At 32.9% G+C, this 23,060-nt stretch carries 27 protein-coding genes; 6 read left to right on the forward strand and 21 right to left on the reverse strand.

All coding sequences use genetic code 25. From position 1 onward, the window contains the following. The first annotated feature begins 11 nt into the window (after positions 1-11). The 4 genes from GW846_04355 to GW846_04370 all read left to right on the forward strand — a co-directional run bounded on the left by GW846_04355 (position 12) and on the right by GW846_04370 (position 2,206). A complete protein-coding gene (locus GW846_04355; protein NDK09987.1) occupies positions 12-1,196 on the forward strand; it encodes an NTP transferase domain-containing protein in 1,185 nt (394 codons plus the stop codon). A gap of 10 nt (positions 1,197-1,206) precedes the next feature. Beyond that, positions 1,207-1,623, forward strand: coding sequence for a metal-dependent transcriptional regulator (locus GW846_04360; protein ID NDK09988.1), 417 nt, complete (start codon positions 1,207-1,209; stop codon positions 1,621-1,623). Positions 1,624-1,699: 76 nt separating this feature from the next. Next, positions 1,700-1,960 carry a hypothetical protein gene (locus GW846_04365; GenBank protein ID NDK09989.1) on the forward strand — a complete coding sequence of 87 codons (261 nt, stop codon included), beginning with the start codon at positions 1,700-1,702 and terminating at the stop codon, positions 1,958-1,960. A gap of 81 nt (positions 1,961-2,041) precedes the next feature. Continuing rightward, positions 2,042-2,206: a hypothetical protein gene (locus GW846_04370; protein NDK09990.1), complete on the forward strand. Its 165-nt coding sequence runs from the start codon at positions 2,042-2,044 to the stop codon at positions 2,204-2,206. Between the two features lie 109 nt (positions 2,207-2,315). Here GW846_04370 and rpmA read toward each other — a convergent pair whose 3' ends face one another. From rpmA to infB, 14 genes are all read right to left on the reverse strand, one after another. Then, positions 2,316-2,588, reverse strand: coding sequence for a 50S ribosomal protein L27 (rpmA, locus tag GW846_04375; protein NDK09991.1), 273 nt, complete (start codon positions 2,586-2,588; stop codon positions 2,316-2,318). A 63-nt stretch (positions 2,589-2,651) separates the two neighbouring features. Further along, entirely contained in the window at positions 2,652-3,092 is a 441-nt protein-coding gene (rpsG, locus tag GW846_04380; protein ID NDK09992.1) for a 30S ribosomal protein S7, read from the reverse strand. 148 nt (positions 3,093-3,240) lie between these two features. After that, on the reverse strand, positions 3,241-3,663 hold the full coding sequence (gene rpsL, locus GW846_04385) for a 30S ribosomal protein S12 (protein ID NDK09993.1): 423 nt from the start codon (positions 3,661-3,663) through the stop codon (positions 3,241-3,243). Positions 3,664-3,692: 29 nt separating this feature from the next. Then, positions 3,693-4,085, reverse strand: coding sequence for a 30S ribosomal protein S9 (gene rpsI, locus GW846_04390; protein ID NDK09994.1), 393 nt, complete (start codon positions 4,083-4,085; stop codon positions 3,693-3,695). A gap of 14 nt (positions 4,086-4,099) precedes the next feature. Beyond that, positions 4,100-4,531, reverse strand: a complete 432-nt coding sequence (rplM, locus tag GW846_04395; protein ID NDK09995.1) for a 50S ribosomal protein L13 — start codon at positions 4,529-4,531, stop codon at positions 4,100-4,102. A gap of 35 nt (positions 4,532-4,566) precedes the next feature. Continuing rightward, positions 4,567-4,929 (reverse strand): 50S ribosomal protein L17, encoded by a 363-nt coding sequence (rplQ, locus tag GW846_04400; GenBank protein ID NDK09996.1) that lies wholly within the window; start codon positions 4,927-4,929, stop codon positions 4,567-4,569. Positions 4,930-4,971: 42 nt separating this feature from the next. Then, the gene (locus tag GW846_04405) at positions 4,972-5,952 is read right to left on the reverse strand and encodes a DNA-directed RNA polymerase subunit alpha (GenBank protein ID NDK09997.1); all 981 of its coding nucleotides are present in this window, start codon (positions 5,950-5,952) and stop codon (positions 4,972-4,974) included. Positions 5,953-6,003: 51 nt separating this feature from the next. Beyond that, entirely contained in the window at positions 6,004-6,627 is a 624-nt protein-coding gene (rpsD, locus tag GW846_04410) for a 30S ribosomal protein S4 (protein NDK09998.1), read from the reverse strand. A gap of 58 nt (positions 6,628-6,685) precedes the next feature. Then, a complete protein-coding gene (gene rpsK / locus GW846_04415; protein NDK09999.1) occupies positions 6,686-7,075 on the reverse strand; it encodes a 30S ribosomal protein S11 in 390 nt (129 codons plus the stop codon). A 27-nt stretch (positions 7,076-7,102) separates the two neighbouring features. Further along, entirely contained in the window at positions 7,103-7,471 is a 369-nt protein-coding gene (rpsM, locus tag GW846_04420) for a 30S ribosomal protein S13 (protein NDK10000.1), read from the reverse strand. 29 nt (positions 7,472-7,500) lie between these two features. Beyond that, entirely contained in the window at positions 7,501-7,629 is a 129-nt protein-coding gene (gene rpmJ / locus GW846_04425; protein ID NDK10001.1) for a 50S ribosomal protein L36, read from the reverse strand. A 31-nt stretch (positions 7,630-7,660) separates the two neighbouring features. After that, positions 7,661-7,885 (reverse strand): translation initiation factor IF-1, encoded by a 225-nt coding sequence (gene infA, locus GW846_04430; protein NDK10002.1) that lies wholly within the window; start codon positions 7,883-7,885, stop codon positions 7,661-7,663. A 74-nt stretch (positions 7,886-7,959) separates the two neighbouring features. Continuing rightward, the gene (locus tag GW846_04435; protein NDK10003.1) at positions 7,960-8,382 is read right to left on the reverse strand and encodes a cyclic nucleotide-binding domain-containing protein; all 423 of its coding nucleotides are present in this window, start codon (positions 8,380-8,382) and stop codon (positions 7,960-7,962) included. A gap of 1 nt (position 8,383) precedes the next feature. After that, a complete protein-coding gene (gene infB, locus GW846_04440) occupies positions 8,384-10,867 on the reverse strand; it encodes a translation initiation factor IF-2 (GenBank protein NDK10004.1) in 2,484 nt (827 codons plus the stop codon). Positions 10,868-11,017: 150 nt separating this feature from the next. On the opposite strand from infB, the gene GW846_04445 reads away from it, so the two are divergent. Continuing rightward, complete coding sequence (locus GW846_04445; protein NDK10005.1) at positions 11,018-11,509, forward strand: hypothetical protein; 492 nt, start codon at positions 11,018-11,020, stop codon at positions 11,507-11,509. A 15-nt stretch (positions 11,510-11,524) separates the two neighbouring features. Beyond that, positions 11,525-12,673, forward strand: a complete 1,149-nt coding sequence (locus GW846_04450) for a hypothetical protein (protein ID NDK10006.1) — start codon at positions 11,525-11,527, stop codon at positions 12,671-12,673. A 26-nt stretch (positions 12,674-12,699) separates the two neighbouring features. On the opposite strand, the gene trpS is transcribed toward GW846_04450, so the two are convergent. From trpS to GW846_04485, 7 genes are all read right to left on the reverse strand, one after another. After that, positions 12,700-13,668 carry a tryptophan--tRNA ligase gene (gene trpS, locus GW846_04455; GenBank protein ID NDK10007.1) on the reverse strand — a complete coding sequence of 323 codons (969 nt, stop codon included), beginning with the start codon at positions 13,666-13,668 and terminating at the stop codon, positions 12,700-12,702. A 120-nt stretch (positions 13,669-13,788) separates the two neighbouring features. Next, positions 13,789-18,258: a DUF11 domain-containing protein gene (locus GW846_04460; GenBank protein NDK10008.1), complete on the reverse strand. Its 4,470-nt coding sequence runs from the start codon at positions 18,256-18,258 to the stop codon at positions 13,789-13,791. Continuing rightward, positions 18,251-18,472 (reverse strand): hypothetical protein, encoded by a 222-nt coding sequence (locus GW846_04465; protein NDK10009.1) that lies wholly within the window; start codon positions 18,470-18,472, stop codon positions 18,251-18,253. Before GW846_04465 ends, GW846_04460 begins: the two co-directional genes overlap by 8 nt. 67 nt (positions 18,473-18,539) lie before the next feature. Next, a complete protein-coding gene (locus tag GW846_04470; GenBank protein ID NDK10010.1) occupies positions 18,540-20,615 on the reverse strand; it encodes a hypothetical protein in 2,076 nt (691 codons plus the stop codon). Positions 20,616-20,799: 184 nt separating this feature from the next. Continuing rightward, positions 20,800-21,504 carry an LPXTG cell wall anchor domain-containing protein gene (locus GW846_04475; protein ID NDK10011.1) on the reverse strand — a complete coding sequence of 235 codons (705 nt, stop codon included), beginning with the start codon at positions 21,502-21,504 and terminating at the stop codon, positions 20,800-20,802. 98 nt (positions 21,505-21,602) lie between these two features. Next, positions 21,603-22,769 (reverse strand): YidC/Oxa1 family membrane protein insertase, encoded by a 1,167-nt coding sequence (locus tag GW846_04480; GenBank protein NDK10012.1) that lies wholly within the window; start codon positions 22,767-22,769, stop codon positions 21,603-21,605. Further along, positions 22,754-23,053: a ribonuclease P protein component gene (locus tag GW846_04485; protein ID NDK10013.1), complete on the reverse strand. Its 300-nt coding sequence runs from the start codon at positions 23,051-23,053 to the stop codon at positions 22,754-22,756. The genes GW846_04480 and GW846_04485 overlap by 16 nt, the downstream gene beginning before the upstream one ends. Positions 23,054-23,060: the final 7 nt, after the last annotated feature.

Consider the following 23,060-nt stretch of genomic DNA (forward strand, 5'->3'; position numbering starts at 1 on the left):
TTATAAATATTATGAAAGCAATAATACTCGCATCTGGAGAAGGTTCTAGACTTCGACCTCTTACTGACACAACTCCAAAACCACTTATAAAAATACTCTGAAAACCTCTCATACAATATAATTTAGAAATACTCAGTGAATTAGTAGAAGAATGTATTATCGTAGTGAAATATAAACATGAGTTATTTCAACAAGCATTTTGAAAGAGCTTTTGAAACATGAAGCTGAGCTACCATATACAGTGAGATACTGCTGGAACATGAGCTGCCATATCTGATATTAATGGTATACAGCAAGATGAAAAAGTAATTATACTCTACTGAGATTCAATTTACCCAAAACAAACATTAGAAACACTTATATCTACATGTCAATTTTGATGTCTTGTAAAAGAAGTATCTAATCCTGAAATATACTGAATATTTGAAGAGAAAAACGGCAAAGCAATAAAAATAGTAGAAAAACCTGATACTCATATAGGAAATCTTGCTAATATGGGATGATTTCTCGTATCAGGAGAGATTATTTCTCTTGCCAAAGACATTAGTGTTTCTCCAAGAGGAGAATATGAAATAACCGATGCAATTCAAAAATTCATAAATACACATGACTTCTATCTCCAAAGACTGACTGAGGATATACTTGATATAGGATATGCGTGGAATCTCCTTGATGCCAATAAATATTATCTAGAAAATCTGAAATCATCAGATATTAGATGAATAATAGAAGAGAATGTTCAAATACAATGAAATATTATTCTTGAAGAATGAGCCGTAATAAAATCAGGAACGTATATAGAATGAAATTGTTATTTTGGAAAAAATACAATCATTGGGCCAAATGCTTATGTAAGATGAAATACTTCACTATGAGAAGGAGGAAAAATATGATTTTCAGTTGAAGTAAAAAATAGCTACATCTGAGACAATACAAAAATACCTCATCTTTCCTATGTGTGAGATAGTATTTTTTGAAATAATATTAATATAGGCTGTGGTTTCAAGGTAGCAAACCTTAGACATGATGGAAAGAACCTGAGAGTCTTAATAAAATGAAAATTGGTAGATACGGGGAAAAGAAAACTAGGATGTATTATCTGAGATAATGTAAAAACAGGAATTAATACTATGGTATATCCCTGAAGAGTTTTAGAAACATGAACAGGAACACTCCCTTGAGAAATAATCAAATAATAAAAATACTATGTCCCACGAATCAAATCAAGTCTGGAAAGAATTTGAAGAAAATGAAATCACCCACTCTGTTGCCCATTATCTTATGGCAATAGATGAGCTACATGAGGATGTAGGATATGCGAGAGCTGTAGATATATCTAAAGAGCTTGAGATATCAGCTGCGAGTTGTTCTAATGGTATCAAGTCACTCCTACGCAAATGACTTATAGAAGAAGATAAAAATAAATTTCTACTCTTATCTGAAGACTGAAAACATGCTGTGGAAAAAATTAAAACAAACCGAGAACTTTTTATACAATTCTTTTCAGAAGTATTGTGAGCTAAAACAGAAGAATCAGTTGTAAACGCTTGTAAAATAGAGCATCTGATCTCTCCTCATATAGCAAGAAAACTATGAAAATTCCTTGAAAAAAATAAAAGTTAGCCAAGGCTAACTTTTTTTATTGACTCATATAATACAACTTTATATAATTCTCTCACTTTAAAACTATACTGAAACTATGTGAGAAATTTTAAAATTTACCTGAGAGCAAAGATCGCAGTCATGATTTAAAAAAGAACTTTTTAGATGATATTTTCCTGATTGAATTATTTCTCTTGAAGATGAAAAAATATGGAGAGCAGGATATGAGGAACAGATGAAATTAGCTACGCAATGAATTTGAGATAGAATAGATAATATTCTCAAGAAAATAAAAAAACATAAATGAAAAAATAAAGAAAGTGCTCAAATAATCTATTTAAACAAGAAAAGAGCTTAATAAGTAGATTCTTACGTATTATTTACAATTGAGGATTAGTATAGACAGGTGTAAATATATTAATTTGATAATTATTCGATTATGGCAGAATGAAAAAGTAACGGAGGAGAACTTATGATAATTCTTATTCTTGTGATTCTTGTAGTAGGTTGAGCTTTCTTTTTCTTATCAGGTAATGGAGGTTGAACTGCTGATACAGGAAACTCTATCAATGTAGAACTTCCAGATACAACTGGTTGAGAATAATATTCTCAATATAAAAAGAATATAACTATATGTTATATTCTTTTTATATTTACTAAAAAATAAAATCCTTATCAATAAGATAAGGATTTTAATTGATGTGTTGGATAATTTATACTACAGAAACGTATACATCTTTGTATACTCTCCCATCGAATCGAGTTCTTTTTTTCTCAGTGAATTTAACCATTCCTGCAGCGAGAGCAAAGAGCGTAAAATCTTTTCCTTGAGCAACTCATTCAGCTGGCCAATACTTGTTTCCTTTTTGACGTATAATAATACCTCCAGCCTTAACTGGTTGAGCACCATATACTTTAACACCTAATCGTTGAGCATTACTATCTCGACCATTACTCGTTGATCATTGAGCTTTCTTGTGAGCCATAATTCTTTTTTATAAATTAATATTTTTTATGCAATATCATTCATCAAAGTGAATGATGGGAGACTATCTATTAGCAAATCGAGCGAAAGCTTTGTTAGCTTCAGCCATTTTATAAACATCTTGTTTTTTCTTGAATGCAGCACCTGATTCATTGGCAGCTTCAATGAGTTCTGAAGCAAGAAATCTTGAAAATGCAGCTCCTTTTTTACTTCGAGCAGATGCTATAATCCACTTAGCAGCAAGGAAAAGTTGTCTTTTAGGTTTCACTTCTGAAGGAACTTGGAAGATTGAACCACCAACTCTTTTTGGTCGTACTTCGATTCGAGGCATAATATTTTCAAGTGCTTTGAAAAATATTCCTTGAGGATTTTTTTGTCCTTTAGATTCTATTTCAGCAAATGTTTCTTGCATTATTTGTCGAGCAAGAGACTTTTTACCATCAAGCATGACATAGTTTGTAAACTTGTTAATCATGTCTTGATTATTTTTTTCTGGAAGTGCCATATGTATGTGCAATAATCAAATATAAGTGGAGGAAAATGGAATTTTTCAGTTATTGCAAACTTACTCCATTGTTCAACCTTTTCAAACACAAAGCTTGAAATTGAGAACGAAGAAAAAATTTTCTTCATCCATATTTCAAGTTTTAAGCTTAACTTTTTGGTTTTTTTGCTCCGTAGAGACTTCGACCTTGTTTTCTGTTTTTAACACCTTCAGAATCAAGTACACCTCTCACGATATGATACTTAACCCCCGGTAAATCTTTTACTCGACCACCTCGAATTGCAACTACAGAATGCTCTTGAAGATTATGACCCTCACCACCGATATAAGCATTCACTTCATATCCGTTTGTAAGTCTCACTTTCGCTACCTTTCTGAGGGCAGAGTTAGGTTTTTTAGGAGTCATAGTAGTAACTTTTGTACATACTCCTCTTTTCATAGGACATCCTTTCGGAAGTTCTGTCATTTTACCTTTTTTGATAGAGTTCTTTATCACTTGCAGAGCAGGAGATTTAGATTTTTTTACTTTATCTTTTCTAGGATGTTTTACAAGTTGGCTAATAGTAGGCATTTGTATAGTAAATTTTGAAATAAATAATTTTAACGTTTTGACCATGATGGAGATTTTCTCGCTTTTTTCAGACCTGGTTTTTTACGTTCAACTTTTCTCGCGTCACGAGTAAGGAGACCAGCTGCTTTTAAAACTTTTCTATTTCCAGCATCTTTTTCAGCAAGAGCTTTTGCAAGACCGTGAGCAATTGCAGCTGCTTGAGAACCTTCTCAAGAACCTTCAACTTCAACAGTGAAGTATGTAGATCCATCAACTTTGCAAAGTTTTAAAGGTGAAAATACCGTCTCAAATAGATCAGTTCTTGTGATATATTCACTAAGTTTTCTATCGTTGATCATATTTTCTCCTTTTCCTTCAAAGAGTCTCACTTGAGCAGAAGCCGTTTTTTTCTTTCCGACTGAATAAGTATACGTTTGAGTCATAGCTTAGGGTAAAATTATAATGATAGTGTTTCTGGTTGTTGAGCATTGTATGTATGCTCACTTCCTGTAAAGAGTTTAAGTCTTGCAGACATAGTACTTCTCAGTTTATTTTTTGGAAGCATACCACTTATTGCAGCTTCAAGAGGACGAGTTGGCTTCTTCACTAATAGTTTATTAAGTGGAGTTGAAATAAGTCCTCCAAGATAACCTGTATGTCTGTGATACATCTTATCTTTAAGTTTATTTCAAGTTACAACAAATTTATCACAGTTGATTACAATAACGTAATCACCGTTGTCCATATGTGTTGCAAAATCAACTTTATTTTTACCTCGTAGAACAGTAGCAATAGTTGTAGAAAGTCTTCCAAGTGTTTGACCTTCTGCATCAATAATAAACCATTTTCTATCTGAAGCAGGGATTTGTTTTGGAGTTATAGTTTTCATGATTTCTCTTAAGAGTAACAAAATTTAAAATAGTATTATACGAGTTCTAGAGCAACAAGTTTAGCATTATCACCATCTCGTAGTTTAATAGGAGTGATTCTAGTGAAACCAGAAGTTCTTTGATTTTTGTATTTTGGAGCTACTTGAGTAAATAATTCTTTCGAAGCATCTTCCGTAAATAGATATTCCATTACATATCTAATAGCATTCATTTCGTCCTTCGTATTAACTGCATTGATAAGTTTATCAATCATAGGTACGATTGATTTTGCTTTCTTTTCAGTAGTAGTAATACCTTTATGAAGAAAGAAAGAAGTAACTAGATTTCTTTGCATAGATCTTCTGTGTTGAAAATCTTTTCTGTTAAACTTGAGATGTTTTCTAACTTTATGTCTCATAACTCGTAATAAATAGTAAATAATTTTTTTTTTAAATTTTGTTTAATCGTCTCACAGAAGCTTTAAACCTCTGTCATTGAGAGAACTTCTGATTTCTGTCATAGCTTTTTTCCCAAATCCTTTAATAGAAGAAAGTTTTGTCTCAGTACATTTCGTTAATTGTTCAATAGAAAGAATATTTCCATTTATAAGAGCATTTAACGTTCTTGGAGAGAGCCCCATAATTTCTATTGGAGTATAACTTTCTTTTTCTAATTCTTCTTTTACTTCCTCTTTTTCTCGAGTAAGAAGATCTTTTACATTTCCTATAAATTGTCCTTCGATTTGCAGAGCATCTTCGTTGAGTAAACCAAAGTATGAAGCAAGCATATCTCATGAAAATTTGAATACATCTCCTGGACTCAGTACACCATTTGTACTAATAGTCATCTCCATAGCATCAAGATTTGTAAGATCAGCAACTCTAGTAGTCGTAACATCATACTTCACATTGAGAACTGGAGAGAAATTTGCATCTATAAGAAGAACGTTTACATCCTCTTCTCTTTCTTTTAAATCCTCAACGCTCATATAACCAACATTTTTTTCGATTCTGATTTCGATTTCTAATTCTAGTTTATCTTGATCAATCTCAGTGATATACATGTCACTATTAAGAATTTTTATTCCTGATGGAAGAGCTATATCAGCAGCAGTAACCTTACCAGCTTTCTTTTTAGAAATAGTAAGCCACTCTATACCGTTTTCTTTTTTATCAACCACTAAACCTTTAAGATTTAACATTATGTCTAAGACACTATCTCTAATCCCTGGAAGTGTTGAATACTCATGACTCACTCATTTAACCTTTATACCTGTAACCTTTGTTCCTGGAATTGATGAAAGTGCAACTCTTCGAAGAGAATTTGCAAGTGTAATTCCATACCCTCGTGGAAGAGGACTCATTGTAAATATTGCTTGATTTTCCTGCGCATTATTTTGAGTGATTTTTGGAACTCCGATCGTATTATGAAGAATATGCATATATTTTTATATTTGAAAAATAAGATATGATGAAATGTGACAAGGAAGCTATTATTTTGAATAAAATTCAACAATCTTTTGGATATCAATAACTTGGTCAAAATCTTCTTTTTCAGGAAGAGCTGTAACAGTAATTTTTAAGTTTTTTACATCAACATCAATCCATTTAGCACTTGAGATTTTTCCTTTTCCTTCTTTTGCAAATTCTTCTAATTCTTCAAGAAGAGATTTATAAAGTGGAGATTCTTTTAATTTAGCTCTTAATTCAATAACATCACCAACCTTTAAAGAAATTGAAGGAATTGAAACCTTTACTCCGTTAAGAGTAAAATGAGCGTGACCTACAAATTGTCGAGATTGCATTCTTGTTCGAGCAAAACCTGATCGGTATACAACGTTATCGAGTCTTAACTCTAATAATCGTAGCATTTTTTCTCAAGTTGTACCAACTGAATGAGATTTTTGAGCTTTTGTAAAATATGAGAAAAATTGTTTCTCAGAAAGTCCAAACATTCTTTTAGCAAGTTGTTTTTTTCGAAGTTGAGTTCCAAATTCAGAAGTTTTTCGAGATCGAAGTACACTTCTTTTCCCTTTATCTAAATCGTATTTCTCTGTTCCAAAAAGGTTTACCCCTTCTCTTCTACATAGTTTTTTCTTAGGTCCTGTATAGCGCATTTTTACTTATTTTAAAATACTAATAAAATTTTGTTTTGTATATCAATGAAACTTGAAATTACATTCTTCGAACTTTCTTTTTTCTGCATCCATTATGAGGAACTGGAGTAACATCAAAGATTGCTCTCAAATCTACTCATCCTGAGATAAGACCTCTAATAGCTTGTTCTCGACCGACACCAATTCATTTTATAAAAACATCAACTGTCTCTAAACCATGAAGTTGTTTTGCTTTTTGAACTGCTTGTTCTGAAGTCATTTGAGCAGCATATGGAGTAGACTCTCTTGCCCCTCTGAATCAAACAGATCCACCAGTTGCCCAAGAAAGTACATTTCCTTGTTCATCAGTTATACTAACGATAGTATTGTTAAACGAAGCCATGATATGAGCTTGCCCAACTTGAACAATTTTTTTTGTTTTTTTAGATTTTTTAGTAGCAGTAGCCATAGATCTATGATTGTATATAAATAAAAACTATTTCTTCTTACCAGCGATTGCAACTGATTTTCCTTTTCTCGTTCGCGCATTTGTTTTCGTATTTTGACCTCGTACTGGAAGTCTCTTTTGATGTCGAACTCCTCTGTAAGATCTAATTTCCTGAAGTCTCTTAATATTTCAAGAAATAAGTCTTCTCAGATCTCATTCTACAATGTGTTCTTTAATAGCGTCACGAACAAGATCGAGTTCAGCTTCAGAAAGATCGTCGATTTTTCGAGTTCTTTCGATTTTTACTTGATCAAGTATAGTTTGAGCTTTTGTTCTTCCAATACCGTATATATAGGTAAGGGCAATTTCTGCATGTTTTCCACTTGGGAGTATAACACCGGCAATTCTAGCAGCCATAGTTCTTTAATAGATATATAAATAAAATATTAACCTTGTCTTTGTTTATGTTTTGGGTCAGTTGAACATATAACTCGTACACACTTTCTTCATTGAAATCTTCGAAGTACGATTTTACAGTTTTGACAGATTTTTTTCGCAGATGGTCTTACTTTCATACAATTTATAATAAATAATAATTATTTTGGTTTATTTTCGATACGTGATTCTTCATTTTCATGGGTCGTATGGACTGAGCTCTATAGTAACCTTATCTCATTCGATAAGCTTAATAAAATTCTTTCGCATATTTCCGCTGAGATGTCAACGCACAATCCCTCATCATAAATCCTCTGGTAATTGAACTTCAAAAACCAGGCCGGGTAGAGATTGGATTATTGTACCTTCTACCTCTATTTTATCTTCTTTTGACATATATTTAGTTATCTCACTTTAGATTAAAAGCTCGTGGATTCTATATAAAATTTAATATTTAGCAAATGTTTTTTTTAGTTTTTTCACTCATTCTTGTTCTCTTCTATTCTACTCTCTATAATTTGTTTAACTTCTTCGTGAATACTAGGGTATTTCCGCAAGAGTTCTTGCATAGAGAAGTGTAACATAACAATTAAGTCAGTATTCTCAAGGGCAATAACACTTGCATTACGATTCGGTGGTTTTCCAAAGAATGCCATCTCTCCAACAAGGTCTCATTTTTGAGAATATGCAATTTGCCTCAAGACTCATTCATCATTTTTTTTATAAATCCCAACTCCACCAGAAACAATAATGTACAAAGCCTGTGGTTCTTCTCACTCTTGAAAAAGTACATCTCCCTTAGAAATAGATTGTAATTGACAGAAGTCTGACAAGTTATCCTGTTCTATTTGTGGAAGACTTGAAAAAAGGTCTATATTTTGAAACAGATTCATATTATTTTTCTATTACTATTTTATAAACTTCTAAGACATCCTTTTCTTCTACGTTAATAGTTCCTTTGATTTTGAGCCCACATTCAGTTGGCCCTTCAAGTTTATGAACCTCCTCAACTCAAGCTTTAAGAGAATCAATAGTTCATTTTCAAACTACTTTATCTCATCGAATGACTCTTACCTGTGCTTTGTTCTGTATAGAGCTTCATTCTTCTGTGAGAATAGCTCCGACAATGATGAATTTTTTAGAAGTGTAGAATATAGCTCAAACTTTTGCCATACATAGAGTTACTTCAACCTCTTTAGGATCTAACATACCACTTACAATTTTCTCTATTCTGTCTGTGATATGGTATATAATTTTACTATTTATATATTCAACACCTGATTTTTCTAAAGTAGAGCGAGCATTTACTCAAACTGCAACTCCAAATCAAATAAGGATAGCTGAACTTCAACCACACATAAGTACATCTCCTTCAGTAATATTCCCTACTCATGAGTGAATAATTGACACACTTGTTTCTGGAGTAGAGAGTTTTTCAAGAGCATTTCTTATTGCCTCTAAACTTCAATTAGTGTCAGATTTGAGAACAATTTTCAAATGCTTGAGATTCCCAGCCTTGATTCTTGTCATAAGAATATCAAGTTGCGATGTTTTCAGCATCTTTTTGTTTGATAAGAATTCTTGGTATTCCACAGACTTTTGTCTTGCAACATCGATTCCAGAAACTACTTGAAGAATATCTCACCCATTTGCTACCTTATCAAGTCCGACTACAAGAACTGGCATACCTGGAGTTGCGAGTTTTACTCATTTTCCTGTATAATCTTTTAGAACTTTTACTTTCCCATATGAAGCTCAACATACAATTGCACTTCATTTTTCTATAGTTCCCGTATTTACAAGTACTGTAGCAACTGGTCCTAATTGCATATCAAGATATGATTCTATAATCGTAGCTATACCATTTCTATCTGGATTTGCCTTAAGTTCTAAGATGTCAGCTGACAAGAGAATAATTTCAAGCAAATCATCAATACCAAACCCTGTTTGAGCTGAAACAGGAACCATAGGAGTGTCTCCACCCCAATCTTCTGGAGTCAAACCTCTTTCTGCGAGCTGTCCTTTTACAAAGTCAGGATTTGCCCCCTCTTTATCCATTTTATTAATAGCGACGATTACTGGTATTCCAGCTTCTTTCGCGTGAGAGATTGATTCGATTGTCTGAGGTTTTACTCACTCATCTGCAGCGACTACGAGAATTGCAATATCCGTAGATTTCGCTCATCTTGAACGCATTATAGTAAACGCTTCATGACCTGGAGTATCGAGGAATGTAATTTTTCTATCATTATATTCAGCTTGATATGCTCCAATACTTTGAGTAATACCACCAGCTTCACCTGAAGCTACTTTTGCATTTCGAATATAATCAAGAAGTGACGTCTTCCCGTGATCGACATGCCCCATTATGGAAACAACTGGAGCTCTTTCTATAAGTTTAGAAGCGTCGTCTTCTGCAAGAAAATCTTTAATATTTCAACTTGCAAGTTCATCAATTGCAACTCAACTTGACGCTTCTTTTTCAAGCTTCACATCAAATGATTCTGAAATAAGTGTCGCAGTATCAAAATCTATTTGAGAATTAATTGTCATCATCATACCATTTTTCATAAACTCAGCAATAAGCCCTGAAAGTGGAACTCCAATTTTTTCTGAAAACTCTTTGAGTGATAAAAACTCTGGAAGAATTACTGTTTCACCAGTTCTTGCTGTAAGTGTTTGAGAAATATCTTCTATATTTTTTTGTTCTTTTTTCTTTGTTTTGAGCTTATTTGAACGTGTAAATTGTGAATCATCAACATCTATTTTATTCCTGTATCTTCCTCATTTGTTATTTCCATAGAATTTTGATTTTTTTCATCCTCTAGTATCTTCTTGATTTGATTGAGATTTAAATCCAGGTTTCGCATTCGCATTAGAAAAACCAGGTTTAAATTTTGTTCCAGAAGAGTTAGTATCTCACGATGAATCAGTCCTACTAGATGATGCGTTATTTTGTTGAGCACTATTTTGATGTGGGTTATTCTGAGTTCTATTTCAAGAATTTCAAGATGATCCTCGTGTTTGAGTTTTTGGTTTTTCCTCACTTCATCGAGAAACTATAGTAAGTCTTGATTTTTTATTTGAATCAAGTGCATCATTAAGAGTTTGTGGTCATTGTGACACCTTAGGTTTTTGCTCGCTCTTAATAGGAGCCTCTTTTCGAGTCTCTTGTGTTTGAGGAGGCATCACTTTCTTGATTTCTTCTTTCGGGGGATTTACTGGAGTAGTTTCTTTGACCTCTTCAACTTGAACTGCTTTCTTAGCCTTAACTTTAATTTTCTTTTTAATGATTGGTTTATTTGAAGCAGAATTTCAATTTCATGATTGTGGGTCAGAAGAAATACTCGAATAATAGTCGTCTATATTTTGAGCCATAGGTATTTGAATGTATGAATCGGAAGTAATAAATTGATAGAGCGAATATTAAGCCTTTTTAATGTATTGTCAAAATAAATATTAAAACTTGTAAAAAGACTGATTTTTAGTAGGCTTTTATACAATTTACTCTTTAATGTGTAAAAAATCATGTGAGATACAGATATTGAGAATATTGTTCTGACATTTTTTGAAAAATTGTGAATTGCAATTATATCAGTGTCTGTTGACCTAGAAACTGAAAATATTTACAATATCAGACTTGAAACTGATGATTCTCATCTAGTAATTTGACCACACTGAAAAAACCTTGAGACACTTACACATATTCTCAGACTCATAATCGCCAAGAGGTGTACATGATATATAACATTACACTTAGAAGTGAATGACTACATACAAAAAAAAGAACAAAAACTCCTTGATTTTATCCAATCAAAAATAGATATAGTTCTTAATACTTGAAATGAAGTGATTCTTCCGTATCTTTCATCATATGAGAGAAAAAAAATTCATACTTATATACATGAAAACGCTGCAGCTATAGCAAGTCATAGTGAGTGAGAATGAGAGAACAGAAGAATGCACCTAACCAAACAAGATATCAAACTCACCATAGATATTGACGGTGACGATATATAAAAAAAATAAAAAAATATGCTTAAATCTATGAAAACATGGGTCATTGTTCTATGAATTATGGTAATTGGATACTGATTTCATTACGTTAATACTTTGAATTATATGAAGGAAAAACAAATTCAGTCATTGTACGTCAATCACCCGGAAATGCTTCCAACCTCAGAAGCAGCAGAAGCTTCGAGTTTTGGATTTAGAAATGTTATTGCTGATTTATATTGGTTGCAAGCTATTCAATATATAGGCTCAAATGCTATTGATGGTGAATACAAAAAATATCTATGAGCCATGATGCAAATTATTACAGATCTCAATCCATATTTTGAAAGCCCATATGTGATAGGTGAACTCCTGCTTCCATCTAACGATGGAGTTGGATGAAAATTTTCAGAATCAAAAAATCAAGACAATATATTGCAGTGAGAAGCTCTTGGACTCAAAGGGGTTAAAAATTTTTGTGATTCTGATAAAATAGATCTCATTTTTAAGGAAAATGACCTAGAAAAAATACAAAACGATCCTCAATTTAAAAATCCTTGTAAAAGTTATAAAATACCCTACTACCTTGCCTATATATATTATTTTTATATGCAAGATGGTACAACCTCTTCCCAATATTATAAAGTCGTAGCAGCACAAGAAGATGCTCCATCGTGAGCAAAGGTTCTCGCAGCTATTATGCAATGAAAGGGATGAGAACGAGAAAAATCTATTTTTATGTTTCTTTCACTTGCTAAAAGTTTATGAAGCAGTGAAGATTCCTGTACATTTATGACGCAGAAAATAAATGATGCCTATAATTATATCACTCAAGAAAATCTTCCAATAAGTGCAGAAATGGTAGCAGCAATAGAAGCTGATAGTAAGTTAGTTCTGCCAGTACTTACAGAAGAAAATGAAAATGATATTCTTGACGATACTCAATGTACGAACTACCTTGTAAAAGCAATTCGAGAAATAAACCTCCTCTATATAGAACAAGCCGACGCACAATATGTAAAAGATAATCCAGAGGAAGAATCAGCACAAAGAACTCAAAAATTATTCGATGAAAAATACATACAATTCATACCAACTGATTATCAGCAATATAGTGATGCTGATTATGGAATCATCTATAAATATAATGATGAGATAGGCAGATTTGATTATGAAATGTGATACTAAAAAATAAGCCTGAATGGCTTATTTTTTTAACTCAGTCAGACAATTTTTTTCAATTCATGATATTTATCTCAGTGTAGCTGGTTTGCTCGCTTATTTCCAATATCAAGTTTCGCTTGAACGAGTGCAAAGTTATCCATATATTGTGTATATTTAAGTCTCGCATCATGAAAATACTCTCATAGTATTTCCAAGAGTTCCAGCTTAGCGTGTCCATATCCATATCAACCTGCAAGGTATTTTTGGCGAATAGTTTCTACTCTCTGACTATTAGCAAAAAACTGTATTAAGGCAAATACGTTACAAGTATCTGGATCCTTGATGTCATCAAGTCATTTATCATCTGTGACGATTGACATTACTCTTTTTTTGAGAGTTTTCTCGTCGTCAAATACACCTATGAAGTTGTCATAACTTTTACTCATTTTTCGGCCATCTAATCCAGGAATAAGTGCAACATCATCTTGTATATATGCATCAGGAAGTTTAAAAAACTCTGTATCATAGGTTCTATTGAAATTTCAAGCGATATCTCTCGTAAATTCAAGATGTTGTTGCTGATCACGTCCAACTGGAACAAGATCAACATCATAACCAATTATATCTGCTGCCATTAAAATAGGATAGTTAAACACTGCCATATTGATATCTGAATTTTTCGTTTGGCTATCTTTGAAACTATGAGCTCGAAGCATTAAACTATATGGAGTAACACTTGATATAATCCATGAAATATCGTTTATGTATTGCATCTCAGACTGCTCAAATACTGTAAATGGAGCATCATCTGGCATGAGAGCAAAGAGCTCACAGGCAAGTCTCTTTTTGTTAGCACTGAGCTTCTTTGCATCATGAACTGACGTAAGAGAATGAAAATCTGGTAAAAATAAAAATGCCTCATGTCATCTCGCTTGATTCATAAATGGTCGAAACATACCAAGATAATTTCAAAGATGCATCCCATCTCCAGTTGGTTTTACTCATGTCAGTACTCTCATAGTTTCTAATTTATAGTATGTATTAAGCGTATTATACTGAAAGTCCTTGTTTTTCAAGCCCAGAGTCAAAAGCAAAAAAACAACACTCATAAATGAGTGTTGTTTTTATTTCAAAAATAACTATTTCGCTACTTTTGTCGTATTAAGATATTCTCAGATAAACTGACTCACAAGAGGAGCTGGTTTATGAAATATTCTAGAACCAAAACTAACGATAGTACCAACTGATAGTAATTTACTATCTTTACTAGAAACATAGTATCTACTTTCAACGAGTTGACTAATATCTCCGTAAAGAGATCCGTTTACAACTAGCTGTTTATTTGTATCTTTAGAAGAAATAATATTTCATCCTTTCCCATTAACTGGAATTGCAATATATGTACCATCTATATGGTTTACATCAGCATTAATAATAATATTTCATCCTTTTACAACAAATGCTATATTTTCATTGACATCTTTGATGTCTTTATTAATAGTAAGATTTCCACCTTCTACAATATACGTAGTAGCTTCAGTGAGCCCTGCTATTTTAGAATAATCTTGACTCGAAAGAGTATAATTACCATTTGCTTTTACAATATATACATTTTCTAAACCATTGTAAGTTTTAAAGGTCGTATTAGTCGTAGTAGTTTTGATAGTATCTTTTGTTGTCGTAACATTTTTATTATCATCTTTTGAATTTCAAACAGCTCCAACATTGGTAACATCATCTGCATAACTTGAGATTCAAGAATCACTCACTGAAGTCCCAACGAAGTTTTTATTATCATCATATCCAGAAACTCATTCTGTTACTTTTTTAATATCAGCTGTCGTAGTATCTTTTACATAAGAAGTTCCTCATCCAATCGTAGTGACTGCTGGTTTAGCAACTCGAACATTTAACTTCCCTGCGAAGTAAGCACTGTAGTAATCGATAGGTCCTTTTTTGACTGTAGTTGAAATAACGTTTGCTCCATAACTGCTTCCTGCAGGTATTCCAGCTTTATTAGCTGTAAATACTGGGTAGAGTGCAGCATTTTCACTTGAAGGAGGGTTTGGGTATCTACCTTGTACTACGTAACCATTTCCTTTTTTAACTAGATAAATAGTTTCATATGCATAAATGATTTTATTTTCAAGTGAAGCACAGAACTCTCCATCAGTAAGAGAAGTACCACTTAGTTTTTTTGAACAAAGTTGATCAAATGATAAATCATAATCTGAATTATTCTTGAGGTATGGTATTTCTCATTTAGAAAACATTGGATTTTGAGTATGCCCAACTATGATATCTCATTTTGGACCAAATATAAGTTCTCCTCCATTTGGAGTTGTCATAACACAACCGTTAGGATTTCCACATACAGGATCTCAAGTTGGAGTAGTAGTTCCTCCACCGTTTGAACCACCACCACCTCCACCTCCTGGAATGGTACATTGATTCGCTGTTCCTGGTTTTCTACAACTTCCCCAGTTTCCGTAAGGGTCTCCGACTGTTCCACTTCGACCATAGTCACATTGTTCTCCTCTATCAACTTGTACTACTCCGTCTCCACAAATAGGATTTTCTTGAATAGTACATTGATTTGTAGTTACAAAGTCAGAAGAAATAGATGTACTAGTACTACTTGATCTTGATCTTCCACCATAACATACTGGTGTAGCGTCATCAGCACAAGTAAATGTAGCTTTCGTTCTTCCACTTGATTCTCAAGTTGCTATAGCTGTTTTAGCAGCGAGGTATTTTAAACTTCCATCTTCATTGGTACCACATTGAAGTACAAACTTTTCTGTAGAATAATTTCAGAAACATGTCACTTCATTTCCACTTTTTGTAATTTGATTACAACTTGGATTTTGTCATCCACCACCTCAACCGTTTGTCACAGAAAGAGATTGTTCACATTTTGGAACTGTAGTAGTTTGCCCATTAATGAGACAACTTGCTGTATAATTTCAAACGGTATTGAGTGTAACATTTCCAGAAGCATTATTAATAGTATTAACAACACTTCAGTTTCTATCTTTTACAACTATTTTATAGGTTGAAACATTTGTCCCACTACAATTAAGTGTAGTAGTAAGAGAGTTTCTTCCACTATTTGGAGTAGCTGTAAATGTATCACAACTCAAATTAACTTCAACTTCCACACATCATTCAGGTGTTCCGACTTCTTTGTCATCATCACATACTGGTGGAGGAGTTGGGTTACAATCTATATTTGTTCCTTCACATACTACTGCGAGATTTCGTACTTTGCCATTCGCTTTATCTGTAATAGTAAATGAAATATTTAATGAAACACTACCTTTTGCAGGTATATTTATAAGACTCTTGTATTCTGCGATTTTTCCATCACTTGAAAGAATCCAATCTGTTGAAGGTACCAGTTTTAATCCTCCATTTGAAGCATCAAAGAATTGATCCTCTACTTTAAAGTTCTTTGCAACAACATTACTTGTATTGAAAACTTTTATAACATAGTTTACTCTATCTCAGACTTTCACATCAGCAGATTGACCTGCCTTGAGTGACTTAATAAGGTATACATCAGGTTGAACTTCAACTTCCACACATCATTCAGGTGTTCCAACTTCTTTATCATCATCACATACTGGTGGAGGAGTTGGGTTACAATCTGTATTTGTTCCTTCACATACTACTGCGAGGTTTCGTACTTTACCATTAGCTTTATCTGTAATAGTAAATGAAATATTTAGTGAAACACTACCTTTTGCAGGTATATTTATAAGATTCTTGTATTCTGCGATACCATTAGTCACTATCCAATCACTTGATGGAACAATAGCTAGAGCTCAATTAGAAGCTATAGTAAAATGGTCTTCTACTTTATAATTTTTAGCTTCAACAGAGCTATCATTAAATATTTTAATGACATAGTTTACTCTCTCTCAAACTTTCACGTCAGCTGACTGACTTGCTTTAAGTGATTTAACAAGATATACATTAGGTTTATCTTGATTAATTTTAATAACCGCTATATCGTGGTCATCTTCATCACCACCAGCATTACATCCATTTCAAATGTCATCATCAATAAGCCCATCATTTTCTTTTTCACCAGTTTGATTTCCATTTATACTATCTGGAGTACTATCACAGTCATTTCCATCATCATAAGATATTTCTGCAAAATTTTTGATTGTAGCAGGAGCACTTGAATTGATAATAAATGATATAGTCTCAGATCTATTTGTTCAAACAGCTATATTTCCATAATCAAGTATAGCTTTGCTACCACTTTTAGTCCAAACTGTTCCCTTGAGATTGAATCAAGTAGGGATATAATCAGTAACTTGAATATTGTTAGCTCTGATTTCCCCTTGATTAAATACTGTGATTTTAAATGTAATCTCGTCACCTATATTATATTTAGCTTTTGGATTCACTATAGTTTTTCTGAGAGCAAGGTCATACTTTTTATCAACAGGTGGTTTTTTAACTACTACACTTTGTTTACAACTTTGTGAAGTAAGTTTATTATTTACAAAACATTGAAATTCATAGTTTCACTCGCTAGTAAGTTGACTACTTCAAGATTTAGAATTAAAAGTATTCACCGTATTTCCATCTTTTTTAAGTACAACTTTGTATGTACTGGCTGATGTACCAGAACAATTAAACGAAGTTGTTACACCAGGAGTTCCAGAGTTTGGAGATACTGAAAGACTATCACACGACGGAGCTGGAGGAGTAGGTTTTACCACTACATCCTCTTTACATGCATTAGAAGTGATTGTATTATTTACAAAACATTGTACTTGGTAGTTTCCACTATTTCCAAAACTATAAGAAGCTGACTGAGAGTTAAAAGTTTTAACTGTATTCCCATTTTGTGTTACTTTAATTGTATAGTTACTTGCATTCGTACCACTACAATTTATGTTCGTGTTTAGAGGAGCATATCCAGTATTTGGTTTTACCGTAATATTATTACAGGTAGACGGTGTCGGTTTTGTAATTGGTTGACATGTATTACTACACCCACCTGATCCAAATCCAACTTTGTTTACATCGTTAGGATCACACGTTTCATACACTTTTTCTCCGTGTATATCATCCATATAATTATCTCTTACACCATCACCACACCAAGTAATTTCGTATGGTTGATATTCACTATGCCAACCTCTATCTATCCAATTACTTCATACTTTTTCATACTGCCAAACATTATAGATAACTGATAAATTATCTTTTTTTCTTTGAACAGGAACTGCTTGCACATAATAGAAGTCCGGATTAGATTGAAGAATCTTTACAGACGTTTTAGCAGGGACATATCCCTTCATTGCATCAATAGCTGCAGTTGATTGAAATCAAGGATTAGCTCATTTATTGTAATCTCCTGGTTCTATTATTTTTGCTTTCGTTTCTCTTAAATAATATTCATTTGTAGAATTATTATGATAAATGTCACCAAAATAATAAGCTTTTCCATACCGTAATTTAATAGATGGAAATGTTTGATCATAAGAAGCAGCTGAAACATAGTTTACACTTCCTATTAAAAGAAATGCTATGATCAATATTCTTAAGATTTTATAAAAACCTTTCATAGGAATATATTTATTCAAATAAATTTGGAGCTCCTCTATCGAGTCCTTCAATATACGATTCAGATACTTCTTGTTCATTTGGCTCTACTATTTCTGGAATTTCAGAAACTTCACCATATTCACTTGTAGTATTTGCATCACCTTGGTTCGTATTATTCATATCCTCTTTTTCAGTAGAACTAGAACAAGAAGAAATAAATAATAGTAATCCTATTAATAATGTTTTTTTCATTTTTGTCAAATATAAAATAATAATTTAGGTATTCTTTTTACAGAATACCTAAAAATGTTTGATTCTTTTAACCTGGAATTCCTCTATCGCCAGTACTCGTTTCAGATTCTTGGTCAACACCTCTATCGCCTGCAGTTTCAGGAGCTCCATTTCAAGAATTACTTCATCCTGCAGAATCGGTAGTAGGAGTAGTACTTGTGTCTCATTTTCCATCAACAGGATCTGTAGTTGGTTCTGTAGTTGGTTTATCTGGTTTGTTTGGTCTGTTTGGTTTTTCCGGTTTCCCTGGTTTATTTGGTTTATTTGGAGTAGGAGCAGGATCTGTGGTTGGTTCTGTAGTTGGTTTATCTGGTTTGTTTGGTTTATTTGGTGTTCAACCATCATTGTCTTTTGGTCTTTGTGGAGCAGGAGTATTGTCTTTTATTACTGTAGCAAAAGATACGTTCCCACAATTATGAGCGATAAACATTATCACATTCATCTCAACTTGTCATTTCTGCACTAATTCTTTAAGAGATTCCACTGTTAATCAGTTAATGTATCGAAGTTGATTATCTATATCTTTTATTTGAGCAAGATTCATATTATCAATAAATTTCAGTTTATCTGACATAGTTTCTTGAATATCCCAAGCATTTACTCAATCTATAGTCAGTGCTTCAATTGAACCTTTACTGAATCCTTCAAGTTGATTATTATTTCCTTTCGTTCTTACTGAGAATGCTGAATCAAAAGATTTGTAACCTGCAGAAAATTGAGTTCCGGCTTTGATTCTTTGTTCAACTGCATCAATAGTTGCCAGTGATTGTTGAATAAAAGAAGATGAAAGTCATTCATTTCTCAGAACATCACCCGTTCTCGTTTGAAGTCTATTTAATTCTTCTGAATATTTTCTCGCTGATTCTCGGCCTTGAGCGATTTCAACTGTATTTCTTCATCCCATTAGTGCATTTGAAATAAAATCAAGTACTCGAGTTTGTTCAATAGGAGATCTTGCCTGAGCAATAGTATTGTACAATTCCACTGGAACTTTGTTTCTAAGCGCTACAAGAATAGCAGTATGAGCTTGAGCTATGGCTTGAGGATTTCTACTTTGTTTTGCATTCGTGATTTGTTCTCAAATTGCATTTAGTTCAGTATTTCTTGCATCGATAAATTTATCAATACCTGATAGATTTGTTGGTACTTCACCACCTCTTTTGAAAAAATCACCAAGTTTTTGAAATACATTTCTTGATTGTGATTGAGTTTCGTTGGTATTTGAAACAGAAGATTTAGTAGTCATAAATGATTTCATGGTTGCACCATTCATATCCATTCTTCCATCACCTGATTGACCAAGTTTTTCTTGTTGGTATTTTTTGAGCGCTCATTCAGTACCTGGACCAAATGAACCATCAATACCATTCGTATCATATCCCATATTCGTAAGCAGATTTTGCAGTACTACTACATCATCACCACTCATTCCTCTTTTCAGAGTTCTACCGAATTGAACATTAACAGCTTCACTTGAAGCTTCTTGACCTCGTAAGTTTGTAGCATCAAGTGGAAGGTTATCATTAGCTTGAACTTGAGTTGCTTCTTCTTTTTGAGCAGTAGATTGAGCATTAAGAGCAGTAATAGTTCCAGGACCTGCTTTCCCATCAACGTCGTTTCAAGTAAAACCTAAACTCATTTGTAAGCTCGCAATATTTTGAGCAAAACTTTCCCAAGAACCATCATAATTAAGTCCTTTATTTTTCATAACTTGAACCAAGTTGTTTACATTTTCTTGTGAACATCTCCCAGAAGAATAGTAATTTACAGCACTTGGAACTTTATTTGGAGAAAGAGCTCCTGTTGATTGCTCAATATTTCTACTATTCTCGTTATGTGCAGTACTAGCAGATTGAGTTACAATAGCTTGTGCTTTTTCTTTTTGTTCAAAGATTATTCTACCTGCTTCGCTAAATCTCTTAAGGTTTTCTTCACCTAAATCATTTTGAACTCTTAGTTTTTGAGCATCAGTCAATTTATTAAACTCATCTCAAGTAAGCATACCATCTTCATTTGTGTCGGCAGCTCGTAAGTTTCACATTTCTAAAGAAGCATTTATACACATCATAAAGAGTGTTCTATAGTTTTGTATAAGTGTAAACATAAGTAAATATGTTATAAAATAATATGTATTTGTATTTCTGTGGAATCAAATAAACATATTAATAGTACCATACTTATATTTCTTATGACAAAAAAATGAGCTTGACGATAATTAATTCTTAGGTTAATATTTCAAATACAAAAAAATCTCTCAATAATTGAGAGATTTTATATAAGAAAAATTATTATGCTTTTCTTCTGAATTTAAGGAATCCAAATCCTAGTAATAGAGCAGCAAGAGCAAGAAGAACATGCTCAGGACCTGTTTTAGGTAACTCAGTTGGTGGAGTTGGAGTTGTAGGTGGAGTTGGAGTAACTGGAGTTTCTCCTTCAGCTGAAGTAAAGAGTACACATTCTCGAGTAATATCAGCATCTACAGTAAGTTCACCACCTTCTTGAACTTGGTGAGTAGCAATATCATATGCAATAATACCTACGTTTTCTCCGGCAGCAGCTGGGTTAGAAGATAGTTGGTAAGCGCTTCCAAGAGTTGATTCTATCCATGTTACTTCTGATCCTGCAGTAAGAGCATATCCAAGTTGTTCTTCGTCGTATAGAGCATCAAGATCAACAGTATACTGCCAAAAATCTACACTTTCACTTGCCTTAACTTCCGTCCAAGTAGCACCGTTGAGTCAAATAATTTGAGGAAGTTCTTGTTCTTCTTTAAAAAGAACTTGTGAAGCATCACTTGTGTTCTTCCAAACATCAGTAAGCAGTCCCTTATTATCTCATTGAGTCACTGTTCCTCAAATGAAACATTCATTACAACTATTAGCTGTAAAGTCAGGGTTTGAATCACAACTTGCCACTTCATAAGCAGCATAAGAACTAGTAACAGTATAGACCAGTACTAAAACTGGAGCAAGGATCTTTGCGAGAGTGTTCATAAATACATTATTTATTAATAGTAGAATTACCGCTCTATACTAAGAGATTGTGTACTTTGTGTCAAACAAAAAGGTAAGAAAGGGGCAAGAATAAATATTTACTTTTTTATAATTTTATTTACAAATAATTGTTGCATTATTGCGAACAAAGTAGATATCCCCCAATATAAACCAACTCAAGCTATAAGAGTATAGGTAAATATGCCGACCATTACTGGCATACCATAGAGCATAAACTTATTGAGGAGTTCTGGATCTGGCATCATACTTGAGTAACTATTTGCATCTTTCTTTTTTTCTAATACTACTCAACTTTCTGTGTCTGCCTTGGTTCTATGCATTATAGAAAGTTTAACTTGCACAAACTGTATCGCAGCCACAGTCAAGGCAAGGAAAAAACCTACTACTCCTCATGAAGCAAGGAGATTCATACCGAAAAATATGGGATCAATTTGTGAAATACTAAATGCAGGGAGAAAATCGTAGAGATAAAACTCATTTTTAAGAGACATTATATCTATAATGATTCTGTATATTACAAGCAATATAGGCATCTGTATAATTAGAAATCCACATGAACCCATTGGATTTACTCATTCATCTTTATACAGCTTCATCAGTTCAACCCCTATTTGTTGTTGGTTTCACTTATGTTTTTCTTGAAGTTTTTTAATTTTAGGCTGAATCGCTTGCATCTTTCTTTGAGATACGAGCATTTTATGTTGAGGAAATAAGAGTAATATTCTTATGATTATGGTAATTGAAATTATGGCAAATCACAGAGAGTTCCCAAAGAGATGAATCAAATAAGCCATCAAATTGTATATTGGAGCATAAAACAATCCGATAAATACTTTTCAAAGTGTGCCTCTGTATTCTATATCAACTGTGGAAAGATACTTCTTTTCTCACTGAGTGAGTTCAAAAATATAGTTTCAAGGTGTTTCGAACAAATCATAATGTGTCGCTAGATTTATAATATCTGTTTCACCTGCAGCAATATTTTTATCCTCACAAAAGCTCTCAGGATAGACTATGAGCTCTCCATTAAGTCGAGTAGTAAGGTTATCACACGTATTATAAGAAAAGACCTCAGAAGTGTAATTTTGAAGTTTGAGGCTTATTCAAGCTGGAACCTTGAGGCTTGTGTCAGTAGCTACAAATTGAACTCACGTAAGCTGGTTTTCTTGTTTATCTCAAGTAAAATATGAGAATATAAAGAAGAATAAAAGCGTGAATAAAAGTATATCTAAGTATTTTTTCATAGTTTTTTATCAAAGAGATAGATCAGTTCTTTTTTAAAGTTTTTTAAAGCAGTATCATTATTTTCAAGTTGAGTCTTGGTTTTTACAACGCAACTTATATCTTTAGGGATTGTATCTATATATGGTCTACATGTTTCATAATAGAGCCTTCTATATTTATTTCTCACTACAGCATTTTTGACAGACTTTCCAGATATTATAATAGCAAATCTCCCATGTGATAGTGTATTTGGGAGAACATTAAAAACAAGTGTATAAGAAAAAAAAGGTTTTCATATTTTCAAAACCTTT

The organism is Candidatus Gracilibacteria bacterium (assembly GCA_010119145.1).
GTDB lineage: Bacteria > Patescibacteriota > Gracilibacteria > BD1-5 > UBA6164 > JAACSU01.